A 23040-nucleotide genomic window follows, 5' to 3' on the forward strand; every position below is an offset into this window, starting at 1 on the left:
TATACTTTGTTGGTAGTTGTAAATATAATAAAATAATTTAGAGGAAGGTAGAGTATCCAAGGCGGCTGGCATTTCTTTCTTCATCTTCAAGACTGAATGAATACTCCTGTTTTTCTGTAACGAAGTTCTCTTCTACATCTACCGTTACGGGTAGGAAATAATCATAAAGAGCCTGCAGCACTTTTCTGAACGGACTTCCGGGAATATATTTTTTCATTTCCCTGTAAGGAATAGGACCGATATTGACCACCCAGTTCCTCTGCCCGTCTATATGCCTTCCGCTTGGAATATAGGTAACCCCCAATCTCGAATTCCCCAATAGCATTGAATCGTCATTCTTTTCTATTCCTTCAATAATATTAGGAGAAAAAGTAACTTCAACAGGGACCTGTAAAAAAGCAGTCATGCATCTTTCAAACCATTTCTTACTCCCTCTGATCTGGTGGAAAAAAGGTAAGATATGCATGAAAATATAGGCATTCTGCCTGTCAAGCATATTGATCAGCGGCCAAAGCTCACTTAGTGTTTCCAGCAGTGCATCCGTATTACTTGTAATATCAAATTCAGATTCTTTAAGCAGGGCACTGATTTCGGTAAAGAATACTTCAAGCTCAAAAGGGCGGAAAAACTTCCGTGCATCATCCTCTACTCTTTTCTGTTTACGGATCTCTCTTACCACAGTATCTACGTTTTTCCTGGAAGCTCCAAGTGACGGCGGATGAAACAGTCCTTCAGGAAGGTAATCATAAATTCCTTCTCTGTAACTTTCAATAGTGAATACTTCCTCGTCAAACCCTAAATAACTGCTCGAAATACTTTTGATATCTTTAAGGTAAGCACGGTCGTTCACGCCAATCCGTTCAATAAATATATTGCTTACTGCCCGGTGATATTTTAAAAGATTAACCGCTACAGCCTCAGCCTTAAAGTCTGTCTGCAGCTTATTGTAATGCATATCTACAATATTATTCTCATACATAGTGTTTCCTGTGATTATGACTTGTAAAGATAATATTTCTCATAAGTTTGAAAAAATATTTTAACAATAATTTTATTCTAAAAATACTAATTTATTGACACTAAAAAGAATACTTCCATTCAAATTCCGTAAAAATACGGTAAAAAACAAGCTGTACAACGGTCATATGTAAAATTTAGTACTCAAAATCAAATCATTAAAACATATTGCCCTGTACTGACATATTAAGCGTTTTATAGTAAATTCAAGTCAAATTGTTCATATAGTTATTTAAAATATACCTTATCATTATACTTTTACGTTATAAAATCAACATCCTGCTCCAGTTCTGCCCCTTTTCTTAATGTAGATTAAATTTTATTAACATATAGTACAGAAAGAAATCCTATATTATATCATGTCCTTTCAGAAAGCGGACGTATCTTTGCAAACTGAAAATTGTTATTTAAAATGAAAAGTATTTATTCTAAAATTCTGATTTTAGCATTCATCTCTTCTTCCCTTTATTCTTATGCGTGGGGATTGACTGGACACAGAGTTATTGCAGACATTGCACAAAACCACCTTTCCGGAAAAGCCAGAAGAGAGATCAAAAAAATAATGGGTAAAGAACGACTGGCCTATTGGGCCAACTGGCCGGATTTTATCAAATCTGATACCACCGGTGTCTGGAAACAGGCTTCTTCATGGCATTATGTAAATATTGATCCGCAAACTGATTTTAAAGCTTTTGAACAAAACTTAAAAGCTCAGGCCGGGCCAAGTCTTTATACTCAGGTCAACACTTTATCAAGCCAGATCAAAGACAAAAATACATCTGAGAAAGACAGAAAAATCGCTTTGATTTTCTTAATCCATATTATGGGAGACCTTGCACAGCCTCTACATGTAGGAAGAGCCGATGACCTGGGCGGAAACAAAATCAATGTTACCTATTTCGGAGAGAAAACCAATTTGCATTCTGTATGGGATGGTAAACTGGTAGATTCTCAAAAATACAGCTACACAGAGTATGCAAAGCTTCTGGATATCAAATCTAAAAAAGAAGTAGCACAGATTCAGTCCGGGACCCTGGAAGACTGGCTGTATGATTCCCACAAAATTGCCAACAAGATCTATGCTCAGACTCCTGATGGTTCAAAATTATCTTACGACTATCAGTACAAATTCAATGATACGCTGGAAAGACAGCTTCTGTACGGAGGTTTGAGATTAGCAAAAGTGCTGAACGAGTTATTTTAAAAGTTACTGGTTGCTGGTTGAGAGTTGAGAAAGATCAGCAGCAGTGAAAAATATGACTTTTACTTATAAAAACGGAACTTCGGTTTCGTTTTTTTTTGTTATTGGTTGAAAGACAAATAACAAAAAGCTGGAGGATAGAAGCTGTGAAAGAACATTGTAGACTTCTGAAAGATAAATATAAAAAATTACCATTCAAAATTCAGACTTGTCCTGTCTGATATCTGATATCTCACATCTTGGCTCTTGACTCTTGACTCTACCCCATCCCCTAAATTTAAAAAATAATTAAAACCGGTGTAACCTTTTCACTACTCCATACGTATAATATAATGTAACTCTTTTTTGAGGATAAAATAAATGAGACAATTAAAAATCACTAAGCAGGTTACCAATAGGGAAACTGCTTCATTAGACAAGTATTTGCAGGAAATTGGTAAAGTGGAACTGATCACTGCGGACGAAGAAGTAGAATTGGCACAAAGAATACGTGCCGGCGACAGAGCCGCATTGGAGAAATTAATCAAAGCCAACCTTCGTTTCGTAGTTTCTGTATCTAAGCAATACCAAAATCAAGGTCTTTCTTTACCCGATTTGATCAATGAGGGTAACCTGGGATTGATGAAAGCAGCAAAAAGGTACGATGAAACTAGAGGTTTCAAATTTATCTCTTATGCAGTATGGTGGATCCGTCAATCAATTTTACAGGCGTTAGCTGAGCAGTCAAGAATCGTAAGGCTACCGTTGAACAAAATTGGTTCCATCAATAAAATTAACAAAGCATACGCTCACCTTGAACAGGAAAACGAAAGACCGCCTTCTCCGGAAGAATTGGCTGAAGTTCTTGACATGAGCGAAGAAGATATCAAAGAATCTATGAAAAACTCCGGAAGACACCTGTCCATGGATGCACCTTTAGTAGAAGGTGAAGATTCTAATCTTTATGATGTATTACGTTCAGGAGAATCACCAAGTCCTGATAAAGATTTGATGCTTGAATCTCTTCAGATTGAAATTGAAAGAGCATTGAATACTTTGACTCCGAGAGAGGCTGATTTGGTAAGACTATACTTCGGACTAAACGGAAAACACCCAATGACTTTAGAGGAAATTGGTGAGACTTTCGATCTTACAAGAGAGAGAGTTCGTCAGATCAAAGAAAAAGCAATTAAGAGACTAAAACACAATACCAGAAGCAAGATCCTGAAATCTTACCTGGGTAAATAATTTTAGCGCAACCATCACAAAAAACGGAGTCTGTTTTCAGACTCCGTTTTTTGTGATGGATTTATTTAATAAAACCCGCTAAAATCCATCCTACAATGAGTCCCAATACGCTGAGTACAAAATTATTAAGCGCATGTATCAGCAGGACATGCCAGATATTCCTTGTATAAATATAAATCAGGTTAAGAAATAATCCGGCTGACATAAAACTGACCGTTGCCAGAATACTGCCGCCAAAATTATTGTAATGAATTAATCCGAAACCAACGGCATTCAGAATAACAAGTATGATCCGCCAAACCCTATTAGGAATAAAAAGCTTGCTTAAAAGAGTGTACCGGAATATAATATCCTCGATTAAAGCTGTAAAAATAGGCCCCATGGCAATAAACAGGATCATAAAGCCCGGTTTTGTAATATCAATATCATCTTTGGCTTCTTCTACCGGTGTATGCTCCAACGGAAGCAGACTCCGTGTAAGATGGATAACCACCTGTATAAGAATTGCTCCGGCTATAACCAAAAGCCAGGACTGCCATTTTGCAGCATTAAATTTCCTCCAGTGTGCCCTGAGCATTTTGCCGTAAATCAGACAAATAAGAAAAAATAAGAATCCGCGAAACATACTGTCCGCAAAAGCCAGTTCTATTCTATCCCCTGTAATAAAACTTATGATATAGCTATTCAGAAATATCATCGGAATCAGTAAAATGGCAAATATATCTTTTAATTCAATCTTTATTTTCAGTGGAAAATGATCAGCCACGGTCTTTTTTATTCCTTCATTAAAACGTGAGAACATAATGTGTCTATTATGAGCGCTAAATTATAAAAAAAAATAAACAATAACCAACTGAAAAATATCATATCAACTAAAACAATCATTCATTCTAATTGACAAATAAATAGCCAGACATAATATTCTATGAATAATTTTTGCTTTTCTTGGATAAAAGCACTTAGAAATACTGTGTGATAAGATGCAGAGCATGCTCATTTCCATTAAAAGACAAGTGACCTTTATCATATCAGATGTTGTATCACGATATGGCGATTAATTACCTATCTTTAATACATAAAGATCAAGTATGAAAAAAATATTCTTTGTTTCTGCAATAGCACTTTCTTTATGTTCCTGCCGGGAAAATAAACCTGAGAATCCGGTGGCAGATAATGCAGTTGATATGGTAGAATCATCAGTTTCAACCTCATTTAAAAGTAACCGTAACAATGAAAAAACAGTCGATAACATCTATTCTGAATTCATCAGAAAGGATAAAAATCTTTCGGACTTTAATTCCAGGATAGTTAAAACCTTTGAAGAAAGCGAAAAAGTACTGACTGAATATAGAAATATACTTAATACATCAGCCTATTATTATCAGGATGCGGGTTATCAGGTAAAAAACATTAATGATTCATTGGTAAAACAACAGATAGAAAAGGAAATTCAGGTCAGTGCTGACCGTTATGACCTTAAAATGAAAGCGACCAAGGACCGCATCACCCAAATCACCCAAAATAACGAGACCCTGACCAGTCTTTACACCGTTTTTAAAATAAGGAAAACTCTTCCTGAAATCGAAAAGTATCAAAATGCTCATTCTTTAAAAACAGACAGTCTGGATAGCTTTCTCAAAAAACAGAATAAATTGCTGGAAGAACTGAAAAATTTAAAATAACATCTCATGAAATATACAACGAAATGGCTTACCGATAAGGCACGCGTCAAAGAGCTGGTAGACTTTTTTATTACCCATAAAACGGATTCTTACATTTCCCATGGCGAGATGATGTCCGGCAGGGCTATCGATTCTCATCACTGGAATCCTGATCTTGATGTGATATTGACAGAACAGCTGATCACTGATTTTAATTCTGACGGCAGTTCCAAGCTGAATATTTTGATTGCAGAAAATGAGAACGGGGAGATTGTCGGAATGATGGTTTTCAACGTGATCAACAGCCCTTTTAAAAAATATGCTGTTCTGGAGGATATGCTTTTAGATCAGTCTGTAAGAGGACAATCTCTCGGAAGCAGACTTTTGGAAAAAGCAATTCACGAATCTAAAACCTGGAACATCAGTTTTATCCTGTTGGAAAGCGGTGTCAATAACCACGGGGCCCACAACTTTTTCAGCAAGTATGGTTTCAAAAAAGTATCGGAAAGTTATATTTTAACATTATAACAGGTATTTAATCGTATGGGATCCACGCAAAGACACAAGGATTTTATCCGTAAAAATTAAATAGTGCATGTTGATCTTATAATAGCTTAACTTTTCTGAAAATCTTTGATTTTCTTACGACTTAGAAACAGCCTGATTGATAATACTCTTTGCGTCTTCGCATTACGGACAAATAAAACACCCCACAGATATGAAATCCATTTCAATAATCGGAGCCGGAATTGGCGGTCTTACCCTCGGAAATATTCTGAAACAGCATCAGTATGATTTTACCATTTACGAAGCTGCTCCGGAAATAAGACCTGTAGGAGCCGGAATTATGATGGCCGTCAATGCCATGCAGGTCTTTGACCAGCTGGGATTAAAAGAAAAAATTGAAATGGCAGGAAATAAAATCCACAGCATCACCATTACCAATGAATCTTTACAACCCATTTCAAAAACTGAGATTCTTGAACTGGAAAAAAAATACAATTCCTGCAATGTAGCGATTCATAGGGCCGAACTGCAAAAAATACTTGCGGAAAATATAGGACTGGATGCTATTAACCTCAACCATTCCCTACAAAAAATCGAAAAGAGACAAAATTATACTTTAACCTTTGAAAGCGGCAGCCCTATAGAAAGTAAAATCGTCTTCGGAGCTGATGGCATCAAATCTAAAATACGGAACCAGATCCTGCAAACCGGAGCTATCAGAAGTTCAGGACAGAAATGCTGGCGGGGGCTGGTGGAATTTGAACTCCCCGAAATATACCATCACCAAGCCTTTGAAATCTGGGGAAAGGGAAAACGTTTCGGGTTTGTAAAGATCTCCGAAAAGAAAGTCTACTGGTATGCATGCATTAATGAAAAAAGTTTTGAAAGCCCCTTAGATGCAGCAACCCTTTTCAGAGATTTTAATCCTTTGATTCTACAGCTTATTGAAGCCACTTCGGAGGAAAACATCATCTGTAATGAAATTACTGACCTCACTCCTATTCCGAAATGGTACACCGACAACTTATGCCTGATTGGAGATGCCGCCCATGCTACCACTCCCAATATGGGCCAGGGGGCGTGTCAGGCTATTGAAGACGCCCATGTCATTGGAAAACTCCTGGAAAAAAATAAAGACTTCAATACCGTTTTTCAGGAATTTCAGAAGATAAGGAGAAAAAAGGTGGATTACATCGTCAATACAAGCCGGACCATCGGAAAAGTTTCCCAATGGGAGCATGGAAATTCATTGCGTAACTTTCTGATGCGCTTAATTCCTCAAAATATGAATCAAAAAATGGCAAAAAAAATCATAGCACTGGAAATGTAGATACACTTTAAACAACAATCAAAATTAAAAATATGAAAAAAATCTTTTATGTATTACTCTTAATGATAGGCGTTCATACAGCAAAGGCCCAGGACGTCCCGTTACTGGATAGAGGTTTATTCTTTGGAAATCCTGAAATCTCCGGCGGACAGCTGAGTCCGGATGGAAAATGGATCTCGTTCACGAAAGAATACGGAGGAATCATGAATATCTGGGTAAAAAAAATTGATGAACCTTTTGAAAAGGCCCGCCCATTAACTGACAGTAAACGTCCATTAAACGGTTATTTCTGGTCAGAAGACGGAAAGTATATCCTGTATGTGAAAGATCATAATGGTGACGAAAATATGAACATTTTCGCAGTAGATCCCATGGTAAAAGCAGCGAATGGAGTTCCTGAATCAAGGAATATAACCCCACTCAAAGAAGTGACTGCCCAGATCTATATGGTAAGCAGAAAAAATCCTGACCTCCTGATGATCGGGCTAAACAACCGTGATAAAGCATGGCATGATCTGTACTCACTGAAAATTTCTACGGGTGAGCTGAAAAAGATCTTTGAAAATACAGACCGTATCACAGGTTATACCTTCGATTGGGATGAAAAGCTTAGAGTCCTTTCCAGAACTGATGATAAAGGGACTACTCAATTCCTGTATAAAGAGAGCGATAAATTAACCCCTATCTACGAAACACTGGTAACAGAAAGCGCATACATTTCGAACTGGAATGAAGATAATTCGAAGTTCTATCTGGTAACCAACAAAGGAGATCTGGACAAATCAACTTTATTTTTGATGGACCCAAAAACCAAACAAATCACAAAAATAGAAAGTGATCCGAAAGGAAAAGTAGATTTCGGAGGATTGTTCATGGACAGAAATACCAGAAAGATCATTTCTACTTCTTATACCGGAGATAAAACCGAATACTATTGGAAAGATAAAACATGGGAAGCTCATTATAAATTCCTGCAAGGGAAGTTTCCGGGAAGAGAAGTCAATTTTGCCAGCTCAACCAATGATTATTCAAAATTCTTAATCTCTGTTTGGGGTGACAAGTATGCTTCTGAAGCTTATTTCTTTGATACCAAAAACAAACAGCTTATTTTCCAGTATACTCCAAGAGCAGAATTAAAAAAAGTTGAAAAGTATCTTGCTGCTATGACTCCTATCACCTATAAAAGCAGCGACGGGCTCGAAATTCCTGCTTATCTGACTTTGCCAACGGGTTCAACAGGAAAGAATGTACCTGTAGTGGTGTTTGTTCACGGAGGTCCGAAAGGCCCGAGAGATATGTGGGGATACAATTCTACGGTACAGTTCTTAGCCAACAGAGGATATGCTGTACTGCAGCCGAACTTCAGAGCAAGCGGAGGATATGGCAAAAAGTTCCAGAACGGCGGCGATCTTCAATGGGGAAAACTGATGCAGGATGATATTACCTGGGGAGTAAAATACCTGATTGACAAAGGAATAGCGGATAAAAGCAAAGTGGTAATTATGGGAGGAAGCTATGGCGGATATGCTACACTGGCAGGTTTAGCGTTCACACCGGATGTATATGCTGCAGGAGTAGATATCGTAGGGCCAAGCAACCTGTTTACTCTATTGGATTCTGTTCCTCCTTACTGGGAAGCTGCACGCGCATTCCTGTATGGTATGGTAGGCGACCCTAAAACTGAGGAGGGTAAAAAACTAATGCACGATGCCAGTCCGTTGTTTAGTGTAGATAAAATAAACAAACCGCTGCTGATTGTTCAGGGTGCTAATGATCCAAGAGTAAAGCAGGCCGAAGCTGATCAGATTGTAATCGCTCTTCGTGATAAAGGGAAGAAAGTGAACTATATCCTTGCCGATGATGAAGGACATGGATTCCGCAAACCGGTTAACAGCATGGCAATGTATGCTGAAACAGAAAAATTCCTGTCTGAAGTAATCGGAGGAAGATATCAGAAAGATATGCCTGAAAATGTGGCAAAACGCCTGAAAGAAATGACCGTTGATATTAAAAAGGTTACTTATACACCGGCAAAAGATTCAAAAACAGCAGAAGTTTCAAAATAAAATTTCAAAATTTAAATAATAAGCCATCTCATGCCAATGAGGTGGTTTGATTTTTTCTGAAGCAATAGGGATACCGCAGAGACAACTCCTCTAATATGAGAGGCATTACTATTCAGGATCCTTCTTCAGTCTATTCTACAAATGTTTCCGTTCCGTCAATTTTACGCTAAATACGCCTTTTGTTTTTATTAAAGGCGGACTAGCTTTCAGATAATCATCAAAGACTAGCTGTCTTTGATAATCCTGTTCTGCTTTTAACCCGTGTACATTAGGAGCCTCAAAGCAAAAGCTGTAAAGTTTACAAACTCTACAGTAAGTATTACTAATTTTAATTCGCCAACCACAACAGCTCCAACAAATATTGATATCTTCAATACATCTGTATTTAATGATGATTCCAATATTTTTGAGAAAATAGATAATTACCAGCTAAGAGTAAAACAAAGCGGACTGTATCTTGTCTCACTAAGTCTTGCTTTGAGGCAAAATCCCGCCACTCAGGGTTCACAAGTTTATGATTATATTTTCTTTAATCTTGATGGTTCATTGGCTTCTTCAAGTATTGCAACCCTGTCCCCACAATATGATCCAAGCAGAGTAAATATTGGTGGAAGGTTTGCTTTCAACTCGAATTCTTATATCAATATTACAGCTGGGCAGATTCTCACTTTACAATCCAGACGATGGCTTAATGGAACGACTTATAACGGAATAGTAAACTTTGACAATGTAAGCCTTTCGAGCGTAAGAATAGTGAAGCTTAAATAAAAAGGAACTCAGATTGAGTTCCTTTTTATTTAATAAGTTAAAGTAACACCGGCTCCCCAGCCTTGCTCATTATCATAATTTCCGGAAAGGGACAGCCATTTTTGGACAATATACCGTATCCCGGTTGAAAACTCTCCGTCTGAATTGACACTGAAGTTTCCTCTCAGCCTTCTGGAAAGCAGAATATCCTCCCGGCTTAGCTCCAATAATACTTTTCCATTGTGATCAACGCTTGCATCAGCGGTAATTAACATGGGCAGCAGGTATTGAACCCCTACGATGAAAGCGGCCTTGCTTTTTGAAGCCTTCTGCTGTCCAAACCAGGTTGTCTTGCCATGGTACTCTATTCCCATATCTTCTGCCATCTGCCTTTCCATGATCCCATGGTTCTTTTGGATTCTTACTCCAGCGTAAGGAAGTGCCCACTGGAATTTCCCTAAGAATCTTCCCACTTTGGCGCTTCCTTCAAAATGGTCAAAATTCCAATTGGAATGAAACTCATTCAGATTAGCCCATCTTGGTCCGAACATCGTCATGGTTTCTGCGTGCATTTTATTACTTGCCACATCCAGCATCGCCATAGAACTTACCATTTTATTGTCCTGTAAAAAGTTTTTCCAGGCCAGTTTCCGGTTAGGAAGCTGCGGATTAGGTTTTGAATTCTCATAGCTGAAGATTCTTCCCATTCCAGCCATCATATGGTATAAGATATGGCAGTGGAAAAACCAGTCGCCATCCTGATTGGCAGCAAATTCTATAGTTACTGTTTCCATCGGCATGATATCCACTACATTTTTCAATGGGGAGTACTCTCCTTTTGAATTGATCAGTCTGAAATCATGCCCGTGAAGGTGCATCGGGTGGCGCATCATAGAATTATTATACATCTTAATTCTAAGAACTTCTCCTTTTTTAATCAGAATTTTATCTGTTTCCGTAACGGTTTTATTATCCAGCGTCCACAGATAATGGTTCATATTCCCTTCCAGCGTAAATTTCATTTCACGGATGCTGTCTGTTGGAAGAATGGTTTTCTCAGGAGATTTTAAAATATGGTAAGACAGCCTTTTGATCGTTTTCTCTTCCTTCATCTCCATTCCTGAATGCTGTGAATGATCTTCTGACTTTTTCTCTTCCTTAGTTTTTACGCCCATCATCTCATTGATGTGCTTCATGGTTGTTTTTCTCTGGCTTTCAGACAGTTCAGGATACATCACTTCATTCATATCCATCATCTGGTTACCCATCGTCATATTCATGGGTTTCATATTTCCGCTCATCTCCATCATTCCGTTCATCATTTTCATTCCTTCAAAAAGCATCAGTCTCGGTAGATTGGGAGCTTCTACTTTTTCACCGGAACCCAGCCAAAGGGACGCGTGTCCTATTCTGTCTTCTGAAGTAGCCCTGAATTCAAAACTTTTATTTTCGGGAATGGGAACTTCAATATCATAGGTTTCAGAAACCCCAACGATCAAACGGTCAACTTCTACCGGTACGACATCGTTTCCGTCATTCCCTACTACTTTGATCTTCCCTCCTCCGTAATTCAGCCAGAAATAAGTAGAGGAACCTCCGTTTGCCACCCGGAGTCTTACTTTATCACCGGCTTTTAAACCGGAATAATCCGAGCTGGGAGCACCATTGATCAGGAATTTATCATAATAGACATCGCTCACGTCCATCGCTTCCATTCTTTTCCATTCATTCAGTGCCTTTGTTCCGAAGTTTCCGGACTTGATCGCTTCCCAGTAACTCTGCACTGCATTTTTCTTTATGGCATACCAGTCTGTATTGGCCATATGAAGTCTTCTCGCAATCTGCATCGGATCATCATCAGTCCAATCTCCAAGTAATACAGGAATCTCTGCATTATACTCTGTTTTTGGTTCACCTTCTCTTTTTTTGAAAACCAGAATCCCGTTCATTCCGATCTGTTCCTGGAGTGCTTCATGGGAGTGATACCAATAGGTTCCGTTTTGAGAGACTCTGAACTTGTATAAATGCGTTTCACCGGGCTGTACAGGTTTGGTGGTAAGATAAGGAACACCGTCATGTTCGTTAGGCAGAATCACCCCGTGCCAGTGAAGTCCTGTATTTTCTTTAAGCATATTGTGCAGATAGATCTCAGCGGTATCTCCTTCGGTAAAATATAAAGTCGGGGCCTGAAGTTTTCCGTTGACAGCGATTGCTCTCCGGTTTTTTCCGGTAAAATTGACAATCGTATCTTTTACATACAGATCATAGCGTACTGTCTTTCCTCCAAAGGTAATTCTTCCGTTTTCGGAATTACGTCTTAAAACAGATTTTTCTTCTGTTGGACTCTCAGCTTCTGTGTGGGAATGATCTTCTTTTTCTACCAGATCCATCCCACATTTAGGACACTTTCCCGGTTTGTCTGAAATGACTTCAGGGTGCATCGGGCAGGTATAGGTAGTTTGATCCTGCGCCTGAGGTTTAGACTGTGATGAATTTAAAACCTGAGTCTTAGCTGATACATTCTTCATCTCCGGCTTGGCATAAGGTTTTGCCATCATGGCCTTATCAGCTTTCTTTACATTATTAACCTTTTTAACTTCTGCTTTTTTCTCAGCTTTAACCTTATTTATTTTAGTTTCTGCCGGTCTTGGTTTTGTCTCTGTTTTAGGCATCAGTTTTTCCTGCGGCTTAGCCACTACTTTAGGTTTTACAACCACCGTTTTTTTCACCAATGTCATTCCGCATTTCGGGCAGTCTCCAGGTTTTGAGGATACTACTTCGGCATGCATCGGACAAGTATAATAGGTTTTTGTAGTTTGCGCAAAACTAAAGACAGAAAACAAAAGCGCCAGAAACATTATTAGCTTTTTCATAATATTTCGAACTTTTTAAAAGCTGCATAACTTAAAGTTGATTTTAACTTAAGCCATGCAACTTATTATTTTAAAGATAAATATAAAAATTTACTTAATTTCTGACTTTACACTTCCACATGAAAGCATAGATTTCCCATAGTACGGATTGACGATCTGTTTTTCGTCACTCAGCCAACTTCCGTCAGCCATTGGGCAATATTGTACATAGACTGGTTTATCAGAAAGCTTAAACTGCTTGGTCAAAGCAATCATATTATCCGAAAGATTGAAAAAAGTTTCTCTTTGCGCTGCAACAGTTCTGGCCTCAGAAATGACAGATGCATCTTTTCTCAGAATATTGAGATTGCCTTCAGATACCAATTTATAATCGATGGCTGAGGCTGTTTTAATAAATTCCATAGCTGCTTTGGACGTTTTGTCTGCATCATCGGAAGCTAGCGCTGATTTTATGGCGATATAATTCTGATACAGTTTTGAAACCTGAGCATCCTTTTTAGACTGTGCTGAGAGTGAAATAATTGAAAATAAAGATAAGGCTGCTGTAATGATATACTTTTTCATTGTTTTTAAATTTTAGAATTAATTTTTAATAAAGAATAACGGGTAACGCACAGGTAATGCGTCAGGACGTGTCGCCCACATCAGTATTATAGCCATACTGAAAACGACTGACAGATTCTAAATTCTAAAATTACAATGATGGATATAAATAGGTACCGGTCTGTATTCCGGCGGTGCATTAATCTGAATTTGAGTAAAATTTGAAGCAGAAAAGGACCTGTCCGGAAAGAAAAACTGGTGTTTTACCGTGATTTCTGAAAGGTAGCTTAAAAAATCAATACTAAGCAGGTCTGATTTCTGGGAATCATCCACTTTTACAACTTTGATTTCCGTTTTGCAGCATCCTTTTTTATCTTTAACACCGCATTTACCACAGATATCATCCACTTTCTGGCTTAAAGAAACGAATTCCTGCATACAGTAGTGAACGCTAAAAGCTGCTCCGGAAGAAAATCCGAAGTAGAAAATAGAGAACAGTATGGCAAGAATCTTTTTCATTGGTAAAGCAAAGTTAAAAATATCTATGAAACCGTTGTTATAAAATTCGGTATTGTTGTTATAAAATTCTGGTCAATCAAAAAGCTCCCTGGAAAATATCCGGAAGCTTTTATATTTTTGTCTCTCGCAGATTAAGCGGATTTTAGATATCGCAGCTTCAGTTCTACAGCTTGAATTCCAGTTTTACATTAAAGAAACGTCCTGTAAGACGTACCGGAACAGGATACATATAATTGGTATTATAATCTGTGATCCACTGGTTGGCAACTGTATTGTTGATATTAAAAGCATTGAAAACCTGAACGCCCAATGTCAGTTCCTGGAAATTTCCCCAGAAGCCATATCTTTTTTTCTTGTCTTTCGGATCAATAAATACTTTTGACAATCCTATATCCACTCTCTTATAAGACGGCAAGGTAGCCTGATACTGATAAGGATCTGTAAACACAGGGGCTCCGTTAGGAAGTCCCATTGCGTAGATCAGGGTCAGATTGACACGCATTGAAGGGAAACTAGGCATGTAATCCTGATAAAACATCGCAAATCTGAACCGTTGGTCCGTAGGCCTTGGAATGTCACCTCTCCCATCTATATTTTCATACACCCTTGCATAACTTGCCGACAGCCAGGAATCTACTCCCGGAACAAATTCCCCAAACAGCCTGGTATCAATACCGTACGCATAACCTGACGCGTTATTTTTTCCTGAATACCGGATTCTTACATTATCCATATAATACGGAATCAAATCGTCCATCTTCTTGTAATACAGTTCTGTAGTCAGCTTAAAAGGCCTGTCATACATATTGAACTCATAATCATTGGCAAGAATCAGCTGCATAGAACGCTGAGACTTTATATTGGAATTGAAATTACCGTCCAGGTCTTTGATTTCTTTATAAAAAGGAGCCTGATAATAAATTCCTCCTGAAAGTTTAAACAACATATCCGATTCCCAATCCGGCTTTATCGCAAACTGGAATCTTGGAGAGAATAGGGTTTCCTTATTAAAACTCCAGTTGGCTACCCTGGCTCCGGCATTTACAAATACTTTGCTGGCTCCCCAGTAAAATTTTTGAGAATACTGGGCATACGCTGATAATCTGGTAGGTTCAATATTATTGGCACCTGCAATCTGATAGGCCAGTTTAAGATCTCCGGTTCCTCCGGTTCTTGGATCCACAATAGGCCTGGGAAGGCTGTATCCTGCTGAATCTACAAGTTTCCATTCATTGGTAAGATCTTTCAGGTTTTCTTTTTCATATTTGAACCCAACTTCAATATCCGTGTTTACATTCGGAGAAAAACGGGCTCTGAACTGCGTTCCGTAGGTTCTTACGAAAAGATCATTTCTTGCGTGATCTATTTGTCCTCCTACATCAAAGCTGGGAAGCGGGTTTCCTGTAACCGGATCAAAAGTCTGCAGACTATAATTGGAATGGATCGTATAATATTCCTTTTCCCTGTTTTGATAGGCAAAACTGTCCAGGGTAAGCCTCCATTTATCAGACGGTTTATAGTTCATGGAAAATGTACCCATCATATTTTTATACTGGTCATTTTCCTTTCCCAAATATCCTATCCCCACATTAATAGGCTGCTGAAGCGTTCCAAAAGTTACATTCTTTTCTTTAGGAATCATTTCGTAATCATTCTTAGAGTAATACCCTATGAATGACATTGAAAATTTATCATTTACGTGATAGTTGATATAAGACTGGAAATCCCAATAACTCGGGTTAAAGTCCGTATCTTCATTCAACGTATTTAAAACAAGATTGGTATTTCTGTATCTCCCTGAAAATAAAGCGGTAAGCTTCTTGTTTTTTGAAGCTAATCCTGTTGTCAATCTTCCACCAATTAAACTCGCTTCCCCGGAAACTTCAAATTTTTCAGGCTCGCGGTAATAAATATTTAAGGCAGAAGACATTTTATCTCCATACTTCGGTTCAAATCCTCCTGCTGAGAAGTTGACTGATGAAACCATATCCGGATTTATGATACTCATCCCCTCCTGTTGAGAATTCCGGATCAGGAAAGGCCTGTAAATCTCAATATCATTGATATAGATAAGGTTTTCATCATAGTTTCCGCCACGCACCATATATTGAGAAGACAGCTCGGTATTGGAGTTTACGGAAGGCAGTGTTTTGATCAGCCCTTCGATTCCCCCACTGATAGAAGCTACTGCTTTAGCCTCTTTTGCTGAAATTTTTATATTGGTAAGATCGTTGGTTCTTCCTGTTGTTTTTTTCTGGAATACAACTTCCTCAATATCGGTTACTCTAGTAGTTACTGTATCTTTTTTTCTATGTTGGGAAAAAATCAGCACAGGGACTATAAGGCTTAGCGGTAAAACTAGTTTTTTCAAAAGAAATATTTTAAGAATTTCTAAAATTAATGTTTTTTTAACAATTACAAAATTGATTCTCTAATTCTTGTTAATTTTTGCAGTAAATCTTCCAATAAATCCAGTCTTAACATATTGGCCCCATCAGATAATGCGGTTTCCGGCGTAGGATGGGTTTCTATGAAAATTCCGTCTGCTCCTACTGCAATACCTGCTTTGGCAACAGTCTCAATAAGGTCTGGTCTTCCACCTGTTACTCCTGAGCTCTGGTTAGGCTGCTGTAAAGAATGGGTAACATCTAAGATAACCGGAGCATATTCTCTCATGGTAGGAATACCTCTGTAGTCTACGATCAGATCTGTATACCCGAAAGAATTCCCTCTCTCAATGATAGCAACTTTCTGATTATCAGAATCAGTTATTTTCTGAACCGCAAATTTCATTGCTTCAGGGGAAAGAAACTGTCCCTTTTTTAACGTAACACATTTCCCAGTTTTTGCAGCGGCTACCAACAGGTCCGTCTGGCGTACTAAAAACGCTGGAATCTGTAAAACATCTACATACTGTGCTGCCAATGCTGCATGCTCATTTTCATGAATATCGGTTGTTGTAGGAATATTGAACGTCTCTCCTACTTTTTTAAGAATTTCAAGAGACTTTTCCTCTCCGATCGTCGTAAAAGAATCCACACGGCTTCTGTTCGCTTTTTTAAAGCTTCCTTTGAAAATATAAGGAATATTGTATTTATCTGTAATGTTGATTACTTTTTCAGCAATTCTAAGGGCCATATCTTCGCCTTCAATAATACAAGGTCCGGCAATCAGAAAAAAGTTTTTTGAATCTTTGTGATGAATATTATCTAAATACTGAATCATTTTGTTGTAATTAAAAAGTTCAGTAAAAATACTGAGAAAGTTTCAGACTTGGAAATTATTTGGAAAGAGGTTTTCGAATTTCGGGCGGGGTAACACGGAATGTGTAAAGTAAAAAAAGTTCTCAATTTATTTTTCCGTGGATCTCATCCATATTATATTTAATAAACATACTATTCAATAGGAATGGCCCACCCCGTCAAAGGAGGAGAATATCCTTCCATCCAATTGTAATAATAGTTGAAAAAAATAAGAATTTACTTACTGGATACATGAAACTGGCTTTCTGCGGAATGACTAGCTTTTCATCTTATTCTGAACCATAAAACCGGCCTGAGATATATAAAAATCATCAATCGTTTTCCGACATTCTAACCCATCTTTTTCAAAACCTTCTCAAAAGTATTGATATTCCTGCTGGTAAACTGATCTTTCAGACTCTTTTTTCCCAAAACCTTTCCAAATGTAGAATCCAGGGTATTTCCTTTTGAAACCTGCCAATAAAAAATATCATTGACGATTTCCGCTTTTTCATTCTCAGCCTGGGAAGCTTTCTGAAACTCCTCCATCAAAATATTTTCAACTCCCGGAATTCCGACAAAAGCATACACATGAAAGTCATCATTCTTTTCAAAAGGAACACTGTTCCAGAATACTGCTGTTTCCTCCTGAGATTTAACAAATAAAAAAGCTTCATAAGAGAAATGATCAGACATGGCCTTTTCAAGGATCGTTTTTAGATCGTTCTCATTTTTATCCGAAGAAAAAACAATATTTCCGGAAGCCAAAATGGAGCTTACATCATTCATTCCGGCATCTTTAAAAACCTGGCATACATCAGCCATTTTCATATTGGTTCCTTTTACGTTGACACCGCGGAGAAAAGCACAGTATTTCATTTTTCAGGGATTGTTTTTTAGATAATAGGTAATATTTAATTTGAGTTCAAGCAGTTGAGAATTGTAAGGAAGAGCGTTTTTCCGTCTTTTAATTCCTGCTTCTTTAATCTACTCTAATGTACAAATTATAGTCTGTTCCTGAAGGCTTCAGTTTATAGATCTTTTCCAGGATTTTGTTGTCACTGTTCAGGTGATCTTTCACTCTGAACTCTTTTAAAAGTCTATAATGGGTTTGATAATAAACGGCATCCGCGGTATTTCCATCATATAGGTTTTTATAAGAAAGCAGGTATTTAGGTTTTCTTGTTTTTACCGTATTGATCCAGTAATGGGTTTTATCTTTTTTTATTTCTTCCTGGATCTGCTTATCTACGAGTCCTACCTCGTCAATGGTTTTTAATCCTGAAAAATAAGGCACATAACCCGCCGGCTCTAGTAAAATCCATTGATTTTTATCTTTTTCGTATTGATTTAGAAATAAGCCAATGGTCCTGCGGTAGTTCCATTCCCCGTTTCCTGTTGCAATAGAATGAACCGTTTGAAATGCCAGCATCGGCAGGATATAAAAGATAACCAGCAATGATAACCATACATTTCTTTTCACTTTCTGCTCTATTACAAATATAAGAACAGGAACGAAAAGCAGAAGCTGCGGCACCCAGTAATACCAGTCGAACAGGCTTTTCTGTGAGATAAAAATGATCTGTTTTGTCCACCCGAAAATAAAGATCATCCACAAAAAATAATTCCTCTTTTGCCTCTGCCTGATCAGATAAATAAAACACAGCAGTTCAAAAATCAGTACAACAACCGTTACCGGATTAAAATTTCCGGGCATTTTCAACATTCCCCAGAAATTACCAAAGCTTGCCAGGAAATAACTGATATGTTGCTGAAATGTAAAATTTTGCTCATAAAGCAATTTCTTTGCTGTGATCGTATTGTTTACAAGCTCTCCAAAGTAGAACCAGTTAAAAGTTACAGTGAATAAAACACCCAGCATACCTCCAAAAACATAGTTCCATCTTATTTTTTTGTTCCAAAACAGATCTACAAGGAAAACAATTCCTAAAAATATAACGGTATCAACCCTTGTGAACATAATTAAAACAGGAAGTAATGTCAGCACCCATTTTTTCCCTTTATTAAAACCATAATACAGCAATGCCATTTCGAGGAAAAACAATATCCCGTATTCCATTCCAAGGATTGAAATTTTAATGGCAGGAGGGAGAATACCGATTAAAAAGATAAAAATAGCTTTATGCCAAGGGTTCTTAAGAACCAAATGAGACAGAAACAATGTTCCAATGGTAAAAAGTAGGGAATTGAAAATTAAAAGAGGTTCAATAAAGTACTCTTTTCCAAAAACCAGATTGAAAAAATAAGACACAAAAACATAGAGATGCGTGGTAGAAGCTGAAATTTTAGTATCGCCATTAAAACCAATTACTCCGTAATCCAGTAGATTCTGAGCAACTCTCCAGGTGATAAAGGCATCTTCCTGAATATAGTGTGTCAATAAAAAAAGAAGTTTAAAAGTGACTGTAAAAATTACAGCATAGATGGGGAACCTGCTATTCTTTGTTTCAGACATTATGTATGTTTAGGTTCACAAATATAATCTTAAAATTCAGGATTCCCAATAATAAAAAAACGGAACCGAAGTTCCGTTTTTAAAAGTATTTTATTGTGTTGCCTTGATAATTGCAGAGGTGATCTGATTTTCTTTTTCTTTTGAATACGTAGAATCAAAAGGCTCCATAATATCAAACAGGTACTGATAGAACGGCGTAATCTTTTGAACATTTTCAGATTCCTTCATTGCCTTATCTTTGCCCATCTGCTGCAGATCTTTTACAAAGACATTGAATTTCTTGTCAATCGGCTCTATGGATTTTACCAGGTAAGCATATGCCTTTTCTTTCTGTCCGATTCTTGTATAAGCATCTGTCACAGCAGAAACTACAAGGGAATATTCCATTGGTTTTGTTCTCATCTGTCTTCTCAGATAGCTCTGTTCAGATTTTGAAAGGCTTAAGTAGTAATCATACTCTTCAAAGATCCCCTTCTTAAGGATTTCTGCAAGCTGAAGCCCTTTCTGCTCCTGTCCTGCAATAATATATCCGGATACAATGGAACTTAAAGATCGTGGATCGTTATATTTCTCAGCAGGAATTTCCTTTGCTGCAAGATCAAGAATTTCCAGTGCTTTTGCTTTCTGACCGCTCAATGCTAATGCTGAAGCGGCTCTGCTTGCTGACATTCTGTAGCTGATAATGTTTGAAGTAGCTGTTTCATCAAAGTGAGCATTCACGTTCTTAAAGTTCCCCCATCTGAAGTTTTTCACCACATTATACAGAGAATTGGCATCTACTCTTCCCATATCACCGTCAGGAGTCTGAGGAGTATGAATCGGGATCAGTCTATAGCTGAATCCGTCAAACTGAAGGTATTCATTCAGGTAGAAAATATTCTCACTGTCATAGATTCCTCCTGATGAGAAGTTGATCGGACGTTTCCAATCAAAGTTTGCTAACAGATCCAATAAGATCAGGTTATTTTTATACAACGTATTCCCTTTGTAAGTGATCATGATCTGGTTCACTGCATTCGGAAGATCTGCCTGGCTGATGATTCCTGCTTTCAAAGCATTCTCCTTATTGACAGGAAGGATAAATTTGTTTACCGGAAGAATATTGTATTTTTCAAACTTCTCTTCCCCGAAATACATTTTTAAAAGCTGGTCTTTTTCAGGAGATTTGGATTTAATAAAAGCGATCGCTTCTTTTAAAGTCAGAGAATCCTGTGTCAGGTACTTTCTGAAAGACTGAAATTCTGTTTCGGGAGCTCCCTGCTCTTTCAGCATAGAAAATACTCCTTCCCAGTCTTCTTTTTTCATCATGTAGATCTGGTCATTCACTCCGTCTCTGTAATCTTCATGAGTCAATTCACTTGGAATTCCCATCGCATTGTATGTTCTTCTTTTCACCTGATCAAGATTCCAGGGTGTCGAAGCAAGGGTAAAGTTAACTACTTTCACATCATCTCTGAACCTTTCTGTTTCCTGGATGGCCCAAACCGGATAGGTATCATTATCTCCATAGACGAATAAGATATCATTTTTAGGTAATGATTTTAATACTGAATAAGCATAATCGTACGCTGTATACCTGTTACTTCTGTCATGAACATTATAGTTCTGGAAGCCCATCATAAAAGGGACCCCTAAAAGAACCACTCCTAAAGCGATATTGGCCCCATTGGATTTTATTTTGGATTGTAAGAACCATAGAATTGCTCCGGCTCCCATTCCGATCCAAATGGCAAAAGCGTAGAATGATCCCACCATGGCGTAATCTCTTTCTCTTGGTTCGAAAGGCTTTACTCCTGTATAGAAAACAATCCCCACACTTGTCAGGATGAATAAAGAAAGCAATGCATAGAATCTTCCAAAATCTCTGTTAAGCTGGAAAAAGAATCCGATTAAACCTAAGATCAATGGAAGGAAGAAAAATGTAACGGTACTTTCATTTTTGAATTTTGCAGGCATTTTATCCTGATTTCCTACCAAAACATTATCAATAAAAGGAATACCGGAAATCCAGTTTCCTTTCGTACTTTCCATATTTCCTTCAAGGTCGTTCTGTCTTCCCACGAAGTTCCACATCAGGTATCTTACAAAATAATATCCGTTCTGGAAAGAAATGAAATAGTCCATATTCTGAAGGAATGACGGCTTCTGAACATTGATCAGATTATAGGGTTTTACTTTCAGATAGTCTGAAGCGGTAATCGATTTATCTTCATACTTGGCTCTCATCTCATCGAAGATCTGCTTAGCCTGCGGATTATCTGCAACATCTTCATTCGCATAATTGAATGTAAAATCCGGAGCACCATACATCGAAATATAGTTCGCCATAACATCCTTATCTTCATTAAACATCCTAGGCATTAAACTTATCTGGGACTTGTTGAATACATAATTGAACCGGTCTCCCGTCTTTCTGTAAGTTCCGGTTTTTTCATCTTTTTCATAGATTTCTCCGGTTTTCTGCGTTTTGAAGCTTCCGTCTTCATTTTTCTCAATTCCGTTGGCGTCAAGGAATGCGGTATAGTTTTGTCCGTAGATGGTTGGCCAGTCACCGTACTGCTCTCTGTTATAATAGTCCAGCATACCGATAGCAGTATCCGGATCATTAAGGTTCATCGGCGGATTGGCATTCGCTCTGATCGGAATTACCATCCAGCAAGAGAAACCGATCATCATGAAAACCACAGAAAGGGCGGCGGTCTGAAATATATTTTTCTTCGCTTTTCTCGCATATTTAATAATAAAGTAGCAGATCGCCACCATTAAAACAAATGCTGCAATCGTTCCTGAATGGAAAGGAAGTCCCAGTCCATTCACAAAGAAAATTTCCAGTCTTCCGAACATGGTCATGATCAAAGGGAAAATAATTTTGAAAACAATGATCAAAATTCCTAGGGTAATAAGGTTTGCCCAGATAAAGTTTTTCCAGGTAAACTTGTAATTTCTTGCATAATACACAAGGCATACTGCAGGAATCGCCAGCATACACATCATATGTACTCCTACAGAAAGTCCCAGCACAAAGAAAATAAGAATAATCCATCTTTCACTGTCTGCCGCTTTATACTCATTTTCCCATTTGGTGATCAACCAGACCAAAAGCGCAATAAACATGGAAGCCATAGAGTACACTTCACCTTCTACTGCAGAAAACCAGAATGTATCTGAGAATGTGAAGCATAATGCTCCTATAGCACCTGCAAATAAAATGGAGATTTCCTGGTGTTTGGTAATCTCTTCAAAATCCTTGTTTAAAAGCCGTCTTACAAAATGCGTAATCGTCCAGAACAAAAATAAAATCGTCAGCGCACTGAACAATGCAGACATCGCATTAATTACGATAGAATAATTTTCGCCCTTTCCTAATGCAAACATGGCTGCCACGGCACCCACAATCTGAAATAAGGCAGCCCCCGGGGCGTGTGTTACTTCAAGTTTTACTGCAGAAGAAATGTACTCACCACAATCCCAAAAACTGAAATTAGGTTCTATCGTGGACAAGTACGTAAAAAACGCAATGACGAAAATCACCCATCCTAAAACGGTGTTCCATTGCCTAAAAGTCCAATTTTTCATAGTATTAAATCAATTATGCGAAAATAAGGCTTTTATATTATTTTATATTGTTTTT

Annotated in this window: 17 protein-coding genes; 7 read left to right on the plus strand and 10 right to left on the minus strand. The window is 37.9% G+C overall.

The window, feature by feature from the left end; all coding sequences use genetic code 11:
• Positions 1-37: 37 nt before the first annotated feature.
• On the minus strand, positions 38-979 hold the full coding sequence (locus MUW56_RS22630) for a type VI secretion system baseplate subunit TssG (RefSeq protein WP_292015332.1): 942 nt from the start codon (positions 977-979) through the stop codon (positions 38-40).
• A 450-nt stretch (positions 980-1429) separates the two neighbouring features.
• Between MUW56_RS22630 and MUW56_RS22635 the strand changes: the two genes are divergently transcribed.
• Together MUW56_RS22635 and MUW56_RS22640 are read left to right on the plus strand one after the other, a co-directional pair.
• Positions 1430-2221, plus strand: a complete 792-nt coding sequence (locus tag MUW56_RS22635) for a S1/P1 nuclease (protein WP_292015333.1) — start codon at positions 1430-1432, stop codon at positions 2219-2221.
• Between the two features lie 357 nt (positions 2222-2578).
• Entirely contained in the window at positions 2579-3445 is an 867-nt protein-coding gene (locus tag MUW56_RS22640; RefSeq protein WP_002979276.1) for an RNA polymerase sigma factor RpoD/SigA, read from the plus strand.
• Positions 3446-3506: 61 nt separating this feature from the next.
• On the opposite strand, the gene MUW56_RS22645 is transcribed toward MUW56_RS22640, so the two are convergent.
• Positions 3507-4247: a type II CAAX endopeptidase family protein gene (locus MUW56_RS22645; RefSeq protein ID WP_292015334.1), complete on the minus strand. Its 741-nt coding sequence runs from the start codon at positions 4245-4247 to the stop codon at positions 3507-3509.
• A 286-nt stretch (positions 4248-4533) separates the two neighbouring features.
• Here MUW56_RS22645 and MUW56_RS22650 point away from each other — a divergent pair, with 286 nt between their 5' ends.
• The 5 genes from MUW56_RS22650 to MUW56_RS22670 all read left to right on the plus strand — a co-directional run bounded on the left by MUW56_RS22650 (position 4534) and on the right by MUW56_RS22670 (position 9777).
• Positions 4534-5127 (plus strand): hypothetical protein, encoded by a 594-nt coding sequence (locus tag MUW56_RS22650; RefSeq protein WP_292015335.1) that lies wholly within the window; start codon positions 4534-4536, stop codon positions 5125-5127.
• A 6-nt stretch (positions 5128-5133) separates the two neighbouring features.
• The gene (locus MUW56_RS22655) at positions 5134-5634 is read left to right on the plus strand and encodes a GNAT family N-acetyltransferase (protein WP_292015336.1); all 501 of its coding nucleotides are present in this window, start codon (positions 5134-5136) and stop codon (positions 5632-5634) included.
• Positions 5635-5824: 190 nt separating this feature from the next.
• Entirely contained in the window at positions 5825-6943 is a 1119-nt protein-coding gene (locus tag MUW56_RS22660) for an FAD-dependent monooxygenase (protein WP_292015337.1), read from the plus strand.
• A gap of 32 nt (positions 6944-6975) precedes the next feature.
• Positions 6976-9009: a S9 family peptidase gene (locus MUW56_RS22665; protein ID WP_292015338.1), complete on the plus strand. Its 2034-nt coding sequence runs from the start codon at positions 6976-6978 to the stop codon at positions 9007-9009.
• A 261-nt stretch (positions 9010-9270) separates the two neighbouring features.
• On the plus strand, positions 9271-9777 hold the full coding sequence (locus MUW56_RS22670) for a hypothetical protein (protein ID WP_292015339.1): 507 nt from the start codon (positions 9271-9273) through the stop codon (positions 9775-9777).
• A 29-nt stretch (positions 9778-9806) separates the two neighbouring features.
• Here MUW56_RS22670 and MUW56_RS22675 read toward each other — a convergent pair whose 3' ends face one another.
• The 8 genes from MUW56_RS22675 to MUW56_RS22710 form a co-directional block, all read right to left on the minus strand.
• Positions 9807-12629, minus strand: a complete 2823-nt coding sequence (locus tag MUW56_RS22675) for a multicopper oxidase domain-containing protein (RefSeq protein WP_292015340.1) — start codon at positions 12627-12629, stop codon at positions 9807-9809.
• A gap of 90 nt (positions 12630-12719) precedes the next feature.
• Positions 12720-13193, minus strand: a complete 474-nt coding sequence (locus tag MUW56_RS22680) for a DUF3347 domain-containing protein (RefSeq protein ID WP_292015341.1) — start codon at positions 13191-13193, stop codon at positions 12720-12722.
• 117 nt (positions 13194-13310) lie between these two features.
• Entirely contained in the window at positions 13311-13691 is a 381-nt protein-coding gene (locus tag MUW56_RS22685; RefSeq protein WP_292015342.1) for a hypothetical protein, read from the minus strand.
• Positions 13692-13854: 163 nt separating this feature from the next.
• Positions 13855-16062, minus strand: a complete 2208-nt coding sequence (locus MUW56_RS22690; RefSeq protein ID WP_292015343.1) for a TonB-dependent siderophore receptor — start codon at positions 16060-16062, stop codon at positions 13855-13857.
• Between the two features lie 44 nt (positions 16063-16106).
• Complete coding sequence (gene kdsA / locus MUW56_RS22695) at positions 16107-16916, minus strand: 3-deoxy-8-phosphooctulonate synthase (protein ID WP_292015344.1); 810 nt, start codon at positions 16914-16916, stop codon at positions 16107-16109.
• Positions 16917-17284: 368 nt separating this feature from the next.
• Positions 17285-17812, minus strand: a complete 528-nt coding sequence (locus MUW56_RS22700) for a DUF1697 domain-containing protein (protein ID WP_292015345.1) — start codon at positions 17810-17812, stop codon at positions 17285-17287.
• Between the two features lie 103 nt (positions 17813-17915).
• Complete coding sequence (locus MUW56_RS22705) at positions 17916-19334, minus strand: hypothetical protein (RefSeq protein WP_292015346.1); 1419 nt, start codon at positions 19332-19334, stop codon at positions 17916-17918.
• 165 nt (positions 19335-19499) lie between these two features.
• Positions 19500-22985, minus strand: a complete 3486-nt coding sequence (locus MUW56_RS22710; protein WP_292015347.1) for a DUF2723 domain-containing protein — start codon at positions 22983-22985, stop codon at positions 19500-19502.
• Positions 22986-23040 lie beyond the last annotated feature (55 nt).

Source organism: Chryseobacterium sp. (assembly GCF_022869225.1).
In the GTDB taxonomy this organism is placed as follows: domain Bacteria; phylum Bacteroidota; class Bacteroidia; order Flavobacteriales; family Weeksellaceae; genus Chryseobacterium.